The sequence below is a fragment of the Marinobacter sp. genome (assembly GCF_035268745.1).
Classification (GTDB): domain Bacteria; phylum Pseudomonadota; class Gammaproteobacteria; order Pseudomonadales; family Oleiphilaceae; genus Marinobacter.
The window spans coordinates 1-9,334 of the sequence record NZ_DATFKH010000133.1; the positions used below are offsets into that span (position 1 = coordinate 1).

10 protein-coding genes are annotated in these 9,334 nt (G+C 58.2%); 5 read left to right on the forward strand and 5 right to left on the reverse strand.

Annotation, left to right across the window (positions count from 1 at the left end):
• The first annotated feature begins 19 nt into the window (after nt 1–19).
• The 4 genes from VJ956_RS10595 (at nt 20) to VJ956_RS10610 (ending at nt 2,923) form a co-directional block, all read left to right on the forward strand.
• Complete coding sequence (locus VJ956_RS10595) at nt 20–370, forward strand: RNA polymerase sigma factor (protein ID WP_324084659.1); 351 nt, start codon at nt 20–22, stop codon at nt 368–370.
• Between the two features lie 10 nt (nt 371–380).
• Nucleotides 381–1,013 (forward strand): anti-sigma factor family protein, encoded by a 633-nt coding sequence (locus VJ956_RS10600; protein ID WP_324084643.1) that lies wholly within the window; start codon nt 381–383, stop codon nt 1,011–1,013.
• Nucleotides 1,010–1,447, forward strand: a complete 438-nt coding sequence (locus VJ956_RS10605; protein WP_324084644.1) for a hypothetical protein — start codon at nt 1,010–1,012, stop codon at nt 1,445–1,447. The genes VJ956_RS10600 and VJ956_RS10605 overlap by 4 nt, the downstream gene beginning before the upstream one ends.
• Nucleotides 1,448–1,609: 162 nt before the next feature.
• The gene (locus VJ956_RS10610; RefSeq protein WP_324084646.1) at nt 1,610–2,923 is read left to right on the forward strand and encodes a tetratricopeptide repeat protein; all 1,314 of its coding nucleotides are present in this window, start codon (nt 1,610–1,612) and stop codon (nt 2,921–2,923) included.
• 84 nt (nt 2,924–3,007) lie between these two features.
• Here the strand turns inward: VJ956_RS10610 and hemL are convergent, their stop codons facing one another.
• Genes hemL through VJ956_RS10635 form a run of 5 tightly spaced genes read right to left on the reverse strand, consistent with a single transcriptional unit; the run spans nt 3,008 to nt 7,999 of the window.
• Complete coding sequence (gene hemL / locus VJ956_RS10615) at nt 3,008–4,288, reverse strand: glutamate-1-semialdehyde 2,1-aminomutase (protein ID WP_324084648.1); 1,281 nt, start codon at nt 4,286–4,288, stop codon at nt 3,008–3,010.
• Between the two features lie 6 nt (nt 4,289–4,294).
• Nucleotides 4,295–4,963, reverse strand: a complete 669-nt coding sequence (gene thiE / locus VJ956_RS10620; protein WP_324084649.1) for a thiamine phosphate synthase — start codon at nt 4,961–4,963, stop codon at nt 4,295–4,297.
• Nucleotides 4,951–5,742 carry a hydroxymethylpyrimidine/phosphomethylpyrimidine kinase gene (locus tag VJ956_RS10625; protein ID WP_324084651.1) on the reverse strand — a complete coding sequence of 264 codons (792 nt, stop codon included), beginning with the start codon at nt 5,740–5,742 and terminating at the stop codon, nt 4,951–4,953. The genes thiE and VJ956_RS10625 overlap by 13 nt, the downstream gene beginning before the upstream one ends.
• A gap of 7 nt (nt 5,743–5,749) precedes the next feature.
• The gene (gene hemJ / locus VJ956_RS10630; RefSeq protein WP_324084653.1) at nt 5,750–6,172 is read right to left on the reverse strand and encodes a protoporphyrinogen oxidase HemJ; all 423 of its coding nucleotides are present in this window, start codon (nt 6,170–6,172) and stop codon (nt 5,750–5,752) included.
• 3 nt (nt 6,173–6,175) lie between these two features.
• On the reverse strand, nt 6,176–7,999 hold the full coding sequence (locus VJ956_RS10635) for a chloride channel protein (protein ID WP_324084655.1): 1,824 nt from the start codon (nt 7,997–7,999) through the stop codon (nt 6,176–6,178).
• A 149-nt stretch (nt 8,000–8,148) separates the two neighbouring features.
• Between VJ956_RS10635 and argC the strand changes: the two genes are divergently transcribed.
• A complete protein-coding gene (gene argC, locus VJ956_RS10640; protein ID WP_324084657.1) occupies nt 8,149–9,186 on the forward strand; it encodes an N-acetyl-gamma-glutamyl-phosphate reductase in 1,038 nt (345 codons plus the stop codon).
• The last annotated feature ends 148 nt before the right edge of the window (nt 9,187–9,334 follow it).

The window sequence follows — 9,334 nt, forward strand, 5'->3', positions numbered from 1 at the left end:
TCGACAGTTCATTGATTCCGTGAGGCGCAGGGGCCGACGCGCTGATTGGGTGATAAGCGACATTGCCCCTGCTGGTGAATCAGATCTGCTGGATAATCAGCCTGCTGATTTGCCCGATATAACCGAGCAGCTGGACTTTGCAAAGCTGCGCCCGGTTCTGGATCGTCTCATGCGAACCTTGTCGCCGGATCAGCGCACACTTATTCTGCTTTACGATGTTGATGGCTGGAGCCAGGAGGAAATTTCCAGGGTTCTGGATATTCCGCTGGGGACGGTAAAGTCCCGCGTTCATCGATGCCGGGCGTCGTTAAGAAAAAAAATACAAGAAAGCCCGGAACTTTTAGTTGCCATCGGGCGTGTAAGTGAATGAGGTAATCATCATGTCCTGTAACGACTTTCGAAAACATCTGCGCCCCTGGCTTAGAGGGGAGCTTTCGACCGATGATGCATCAGTGGTCAGGAAGCATGTGGCGGTCTGTTATTTCTGCGCCGCCGTTGTTGAAAATGAAAGCTTGATTATTGAAAGCTTGCAGGGACAGTTCGATGTGCCGCCCCCGTCTCCGGATTTTGAAACCCGGGTGTTGGCCGCGGCTGCATCACAAGGCAAACCGGCAAGGCGGCATGCCGCCATGGCATGGTCCGGCGGCGCGGTCGCGGCCGTGCTTGCGCTGGGTATTGCACTGTTTGCCGGTATGGGCCAGGGCCCCGATGTGCCCGGGGGTCAGCCCTATAATGTGCGCCTTGCATTCGATACCGTGGATGCAATGGATGATGTGACACTGACAGTGGAGTTGCCATCCCACGTTGAAATGTCCGGTTACCCCGGACATCAGCGGCTAAGCTGGAATGTCAGTCTGGAGAAAGGCGCAAATGTGGTGAATCTGCCACTGAAGATTTTATTTCCGGGCGAGGGGGAGCTGGTGGCGCATCTCGATAACGGTGAACGCCAGAAAACCTTCCGCGCTTCTCTGACCGAAAGTGGTAATAGCAGTCCATCGGAGCCCGTATTATGAAACGCCCCCGCATCAGGCGGTTCTGGTTGCCTTTCAGCTTTATCGCAGTTGCTTTGCCATGGTCCTGCGCCCTGGCCAGCGACGACCTTGACGTGACCATGAGGATGGTGACGGACGACCGCGACCTGACCGGCAGGGTTGTGCGGGAGATCCGGCTCAACACCCCGATTGGCCTTGAGGAAAATCCGGACAAGACCCGCGAAATTACCCAGGAAGCTCGTGAAGAGGGCCGCGAGTTTGGTCAGTCGGTCGCCAACCAGGCCCGGGAAGCGGCGCGTGAACAACAAGACCGTGGCCGGCCGGACAAACCAGGCAAGCCGGATTCACCAGGCAGACCGGATTCGCCAGGCAGACCGGACACTCCCGACAGACCTGACACTCCCGACAGACCTGAGAGGCCCGAGCCACCAGGTCAGGCCAGGCAAGGGGGCTAATCGTATTGACCTGCTGCCACCCGCGGCAATCCGTTGGCTGTTTCTGACCCGAACATCCTCTGAACACCCGTTCTTGTTGCTATACTGCACCTGCATCGTTTTTTTGACGCCCGATCAGCCTTGATAACGGGGTCATCGTTGGTCGATTCGCAGGAGTAGCGTTTGCAGTACTGTCGCTTGGTCAGTTTGATTTTTCTGTCGTTCATGCTGCTGAGTCCGGCGCTGGCACAGGAGCGATCGCCCCGTGAAAAGTTTATGGCGGGCGTGGCCGCCTTTGAGCAGGGCGATCTCCAGAACGCGAAAAAGTTGCTGGAACAGGCCGGTGACGCCGGGCTGGAGTCGTTATCGTTAATCTACAACCTGGGCGTGGTTTATTACCGGCTGGAACTGACCGATCAAGCCGAGGCCGCGTTTACTGAATTGCTGGACACCCCTCATGCGCCCCTGGCCCGTTATAACCTGGGCCTGGTGCTTCGGCAGCAAGGCGACAGCGAAGGCGCGAGGCAATGGTTTTCTCAGGCCGCCCGCGGAAGCTCTCCGGAAGAGGTCCAGACGCTTGCGCGTCGTCAACTGAATCGGGGCGCGGACCAGGCCGCTGATAGGGTTCGCGCGGTTGAAACCGTGGGGTACCTTTCTGCCGGGGCTGGCTATGACGATAATATCGCCGGCACACCCGGCACCCAGAGCACTGAAGAAGCAGGTGGTTTTGGTGAAGTGCTGGCGTCAGCTCGGGCCTATCTGAATCGCTCCGGTGACCGCGCTATTCGGTTCGAGGCGGTGGCATATCGTCGCCAGTATCCCGATAACGCCGAATTCAATATCTCTTACCTGGGCACTGGCCTGGCCTGGCAGTCGCCGTTCGGGGCGGGGCGCCTGGTGTCTGAGGTAAATCTGTCCGGTGCATGGTTTGGCGGTGACCTGCTGGAACGTCGGACCGGGGTGGACCTGACCTTCAGTCGTGATGCCTGTAGTGCCAGGCTCAGTTGCCAGCTGCGGGGGTTTGCCGTGGCCATACAGGGTGGTCCTGACAACAGTGTCTATGACGGCCGGCTTTATGGCGGGTTGGCAAGTGTCGAGAAAACCTTTACCCGCTGGACTGCGGAACTGAGTTACCGGCTAGACATAGATCAGCGTGATGATCTGGTCTCGGGCAATCAATTCTTCAGCCTGTCAGCCACGCGACAGGAACTGTCAATTGATCTGGACTATTCGCTGTCGAAGCGCTGGAATCTTGGCGCAAGTCAGAACGTCAGGTTCAGCCGTTACGATGATCCCCACCGGCTGGTGATTGAAGGGCAGGAGGTATCAGAAACCCGCAGTGATGATCAGTTCCGGACCAACCTGCATTTAGGCTATCAGATTGATGAGCGCTGGAGTCTGGGTATGGAACTGAGCTGGCTGGACAACAAAAGCACCATCAACCGCTACGATTACAACCGCGCGGAAATCATGGCCAGTGTCGAGGCGGTGTTCTGACGCCCCGCCTGCGAGCTGTTCGCGCCGGCAGGGCATCAACCAGGAACTGCACTGGTCAGAACAACACCAGTGCTATCCCGGATATCAGAGCGTTTTCATCACTTTCCGGGCGGCGTTGATGGTGAATTCAATGTCCTCGGCGCTGAGTGCTGCGGTAGTAAACCCTGCTTCAAAGGCAGAAGGTGCCAGGTATACGCCTTCTTTCAGCATGCCCTGGAAGAAGGTCTTGAAACGCTCGATGTTGCAGGCGGTGACCTGATCAAAGCGGGTTACCGACGGCGCATCGGTAAAGAAAAAACCGAACATGGCGCCAGCACTTTGCACCGCGAGAGGGATGCCGGCCTCGTCGGCTGCCTGTTTGAAGCCATCCCGGACCGCATTGGTCTTTTCCGTTAACCGATCGTGGAAGCCGGGTTCGGAAATCGCATTCAGTGTCGTCAGGCCCGCGCACATCGCCAGTGGGTTTCCGCTCAGCGTGCCGGCCTGATACACCGGCCCCAGCGGTGAGATGTGTTCCATGATTTCCCGCTTGCCGCCGAAGGCACCGACAGGCAATCCGCCACCTAGGACCTTGCCAAGAGCGGTCAGGTCAGGTTTCACGCCGTAAAAGCCCTGAGCCCCGCCGAGCGAAACCCGGAAACCGGTCATCACTTCATCAAAAATCAGCACCGTGCCGTGCTGGTCACAGACTTCCCGCAGGCCTTCAAGAAACCCCGGCACCGGTGGAACGCAGTTCATGTTGCCAGCGACCGGTTCGACGATGATCGCTGCAATCTGATCGCCGATTTCATCAAAGACTTTCCGCATCCCGTCAATGTCGTTGAAATCCAGAGTCAGGGTGTGTTCAGCGAGACTGGCGGGGATGCCGGGGGAATTGGGGACGCCGAGGGTGAGGGCGCCCGACCCGGCTTTCACCAGCAAGGAATCTACATGGCCATGGTAACAGCCCTCAAATTTAACGATCTTGTCGCGACCGGTGTAGCCCCGCGCAAGGCGCACCGCACTCATAGTGGCTTCGGTGCCGGAGTTAACCATGCGCACCAGCTCAATGGATGGCACTAGTTCGCAGACTTTTTTTGCCATCTCGGTTTCGACGGCCGTGGGTGCGCCGTAACCGATACCCAGATCTACCTGAGCGTGCAGGGCATCCTTTATCAGCTTGTTGGAGTGGCCAAGAATCATCGGTCCCCAGGAACCGATGAAATCGATATACCGACGATCGTCCTCATCGTAAAGGTAGGCGCCTTCGGCGTGTTTGAAGAAGATCGGAGTGCCGCCAACGCCTTTGAATGCCCGCACAGGGGAATTGACTCCGCCGGGAATATATTTCTGCGCCTCTGCAAAAAGGGTTTCGGACTGGGTCATGCTGGTTTACTCCTGATGAACGGAAAGGTGAAAAAGTGGATGGTGGGCGGTAAATAACCGGTTAAATTCCCGTGCCCGATGTTCGATCAGATCATCGTCGCCGTCAAACAGGCTGCCCACCACGGCCAGTATATCGGCCCCGGCGCGGATCAGCGATTCGCCATTATAGAGGGTGATGCCGCCAATGGCCGTAACAGGTTTGCCCAGGGCCCGCGCCTTGCCCAGAATAGCGGGATTGGCTGCCGGTGCGTCCGGCTTTGTCGATGACTGAAAAAACCGGCCGAAAGCCAGATAGTCGGCGCCGGCTCTGTCAGCTTTGCTCGCCAGCTTGAGGCTGGCATGACAGGTTGCCCCGATGATGGCCTCTTCGCCAAGGCTGGCACGGGCCTGCGCCAGGGATGAATCGGACTGGCCCAGGTGTACGCCGCTGGCGCCGGCTCTGCGGGCGAGCTCCGGGTCATCATTGATGATCAGTGGCTGGCGGGCATTGCGGCAGGCGGCCGCCAGGTTTCTCGCCTGGCTGAGCCGCTCGGGAAACGGCAGGGACTTTTCACGGTACTGTACCATTACCGCGCCACCCCTGAGCGCGGCTTCAACCGCACAGACCAGCCGCTCCGGCGGTAAAAGGTGGCTGTCAGTAATGGCGTAGAGGCCGGGGCGGATCAGTTTGTCCATGTAATACCGCGATCCGGAACCGGCTGGCCTCTGCCTACTCGAAGGGCGTGGCCAATTGCGTGCGAAACAAAATTCTGGGCCTGGCCTATGGCAGGAGTCGGTGCCAGTCCGCTGGCCCGCCCCGCGGCAATTGACGCTGCCAGAGTGCAGCCTGTGCCGTGGTATTCGCCGCCGACTCGTTCCACCGAGAATTTCTCGGGCCTGTGATCTTTCATATAAAGCGTATTGATAATGTCCTGACCGGTACCATGGCCTCCGGTGGCCAGTACCGATTGGCAGCCGGTCTCCAGCAGGCGACCCGCGGCGATATCCGGCTCTGCGCTTTCGCCCAGAAGCTCCAGCTCAATGCCGTTTGGAGTCAGCATTTCCGCCAGCCCAAAGAGCCGTTTTTTCATACGTTCAATCAAGGCTTCATCTGCCAGATCGCCGCCGCCGGCGGCTTTGATGACGGGGTCGGTAATCAGCGGAATACCGGGACGAGCCGCCAGAAAATCAACCAGCACGTCCACGATTTCGGCGCTGCCAAGGGCGCCGGTTTTGACCGCATGAATGGGTGAATCCTCCGCCAGGGTTGCCAGTTGCCGACGAATCATCTCCGGGTTCATGGCTTCTGCTCCATGGACGTTACAGGTGTCCTGCACGGTCAGGCAGGAAATCACCGGCAGGGGGTGACAGCCCAGGGCGGTAATCGCCTGAATGTCGGCCTGTATCCCGGCGCCACCGGACGGGTCCAGGCCGGAAATTACAAGAACGTGGGGGCGAAAATTCAGCTCAGTCATGGAAACCTCAGAAGGGGCGCACGGTAGCAAGGATTATGACGGCCACCAGAATGAAAACGGGCAGCTCATTGAACCAGCGATAGAATACATGGGACCGGGTGTTATTGTCGTCGCGGAAGACTTTCACCAGATGGCCACAATAGAAATGGTAGGCCACCAGAACAGCGATCAGCACCAGCTTGGCGTGGAGCCAGCCCTGGCTGAAATAGCCTGAAGGGTTGTAGCTGACAAGCCAGAACCCGAATATCAGCGTCGCCACCATGGAGGGCGTGGTAATGCCGTGGTAGAGCTTGCGCTCCATGATCTTGAAGCGCTCCCGGCCAGGTGAATCGTCACAGGCGGCGTGATAGACAAACAGGCGTGGCAGATAGAAAATGCCGGCGAACCAGCACACCATGGCGATCAGGTGTAGGGCTTTGACCCAAAGCATTGGTTAGCTCCGTCGGTATTGGTAATAGTTTTCGATATCAGATCTCAGCAGCACACCGTAGACCCGCTGGATGGTCGGAGCAACATGGCGCTGCACATATAAGGCCTCTGAGCTGGTCTGGTCAAATACGCCCAGTGCTTCCTCCAGGGTGGCCTGATACTGCACCGGACCCAGGTCCCGGCGATTCGCCGGGATGTTGATCAGGTCGATGCTGGCCGCCCCGGCGTCATCTGTTGCTCCGGCTTTGTCTGCGTTTTCCCCGGCCTTTTCCTCGGCCCTGGTGCTGGTTTCACTGGCGCTGGTGTCCTCCAGGTATCTTGCCAGATCGACAGCGGGCATCAATGCGGTGGGTCCGTTGCTGCCCTCGATAATCAACCATTTCGGTTCGGATTTCAGCATTTTCCGGGCTTCCTCCACGGTCAGGTAGCGCTCTGTGCGGAGAAAGTTACGGTCCATGATAGAACCCACCGAAGCGCGCCTCAGCGCCTGAATAACCGGTGAATTCTGGTAGCTCAGCCCCTGATTCTTGAGAAGGGTCAGAAACAGCGACTTTTTGCCAAAGGCCTCGCTGGTGACCAGGCTGGCGGTGGTGATGATCAGCATCCCGGGCAGAATGATATTCGGGTTGCGGGTCAGTTCCATCAGCGCCATCAATGCGGCCAGAGGCGCCTGCAGTACAGCCCCCATCATCGCCCCCATGCCCAGCATGGCATAGAAACCTATGGATGACGCCATATCCGGAACTATATGAGCGCCTATCAGTCCCATGGCGCCGCCGAGGGTAGCGCCCATGAAGAGTGTGGGGCCAATGACACCGTTGGGCATTCCCAGACCCAGGGTGACCGAGGTAATAAGCAGTTTGGCAATCCCCACACCCAGGAGCAGCCACAACGACAGCTGATGGTCGATAGTCAGCTGAACCGTGTCGTAACCAATGCCCATGACCTGTGGTATCAGAATAGCGAAGGGAACCATCAGCAGGCCGGCAATGCTGAGACGCAGGATGACCGGGCGGTGACTGTGCTTGCCGACGGTTTCGACAAGCTGGATGAACGCCGCCGCGGCAATACCGATGACCAGTGCGATGGCAATGATCCAGGGGATTTCCAGCAACGAATTCATGGTCAGCGGTGGCACACTGAATGCGGGCTCCGCACCATAGACGGCCTGGGTAATCACTGCTGCAGTGACGGCGGCCAGGATGATCGGGGTGAATCCGGCAATAGTATATTCCATCATCACCACTTCCATGGCGAAGATCACCCCGGAAATGGGGGTGTTAAAGGAGGCGGATATTGCCGCAGCACAGCCGCAGGCAACCAGCGTGCGGATACTGTTATTGGGCAGTCGCATCCGCTGGCCCATGATGCTTGAGACTGCCGCGCCCAGGTGTACGGCCGGGCCTTCCCGCCCGGCGGACTGGCCAGTGATGACTGTCGCCACGCCAGTGGCGAACTGCAGCAGTGCACTGCGGATGGAAATGTAGCCCTGATGATAGTTCAGTCTTTCCATGACGTGAACAATGCCGACCTTGCGGTCCTGTATCGACAACCTGTGTAACAGTAGTCCGAGGCCGACAGCGCCGGCAAGCGGGAGAACACTGCGGGTGACCAGGCCGAGCTCCTCGAAAGACTCGGATCCGGAACCGGGAAGGAAGTACTCCAGCGGCCATTCGATGGCGAACCGGAACAGCAGAATCACGCCCCCGGTCAGCAGGCCGGACAAAAGCCCCAGTACAGCCAGCTGCGGCAATGCGTCCACTCCGGATAAGCGGCGCCGGAACACAGGGATCAGGTTATCGGTGATCTTGTGCCAGGGGTATCGCATGCTTTTGGGTACCGGAGCAGGATGTTTTCTTGGGTATTGTAACCAGGGCCTGGGGATGCAACCAGGTCACTGGTTTATCATGTTATACTATCACGTTCGCAAAGGCGGTCAGGCCGCCGGATATTTTGTATGAATAGCAGGAGTTGCTGGTGATCAAGGTAGGTATTGTAGGCGGCACCGGGTACACCGGGGTCGAACTTCTAAGAATTCTGGCGGTTCACCCGGATGTGGAGGTGAGCTGTATTACTTCACGTTCCGAAGCAGGGCTTGCTGTGGCAGATATGTATCCCAATCTGCGGGGCCACTACGATCTGGCTTTCTCCGTACCTGACGTTGAGACCCTGTCCAGCTGTGATCTGGTGTTCTTTGCAACACCCCACGGTGTCGCCATGCGCATGATGCCAGAGCTGATGGCCGCAGGAGCACGGGTAGTCGACCTGTCCGCCGATTTCCGGCTGAAAGACCTGAAAGTCTGGGCTGACTGGTACGGCATGCCCCATGAAAGCCCTGAGTGGGCTGAAAAGGCGGTTTACGGTCTGCCGGAAGTCGCGCGCGAGGAAATTCGTGCGGCCCGGCTGGTGGCGAATCCTGGCTGCTACCCGACTGCGGTGCAATTGGGTTTCCTGCCTCTGCTTGAACAGGGTCTGGTTGATTCCTCAAGATTGATCGCAGATGCCAAATCCGGTGCCAGCGGCGCTGGCCGGCAGGGTAAGGTAGCCCTGCTGCATGGCGAAGTCGGTGAGAGTTTCAAGGCTTATGGTGCCTCTGGTCATCGCCACTTGCCGGAAATCCGGCAGGGCCTCGAGCAGGCGTTCCGGTCGAACGTGGGTGTTACTTTTGTGCCGCACCTGATTCCCATGATCCGGGGCATAGAGGCAACGCTTTATGCCGAACTCAGGGATATCGCCGACTTTGACCGGCTCCAGAATCTGTTCGAGGAGCGTTTCCGCGATGAGCCTTTTGTCGATGTTATGCCGTTTGGCAGCCACCCGGAGACCCGCAGCGTGCGAGGCGCCAATAATTGTCGCATGGCTCTCCATCGTCAGGAAAACAGCAAGATTGTCATTGTTTCTTCTGTAATTGATAACCTCGTCAAAGGCGCCGCCGGCCAGGCAGTGCAGAATATGAACATTATGTTCGGTTTTGCCGAAACCCGGGGGCTCGAAGCTCCCGCATTACTGCCCTAGGATGCCAAGTGTCCCGTCTGGTTAATGCGTTGACCTACTGCTTGCCGCTCGGGCCTCTGGCCAAGGCGCCAGTGCGCAGGTGTGGTGGTTCCACATCAAGGGCTGGCAACACAGGTCCAGAGGCCCGAGCGACAAGCCCTCCGGGAGC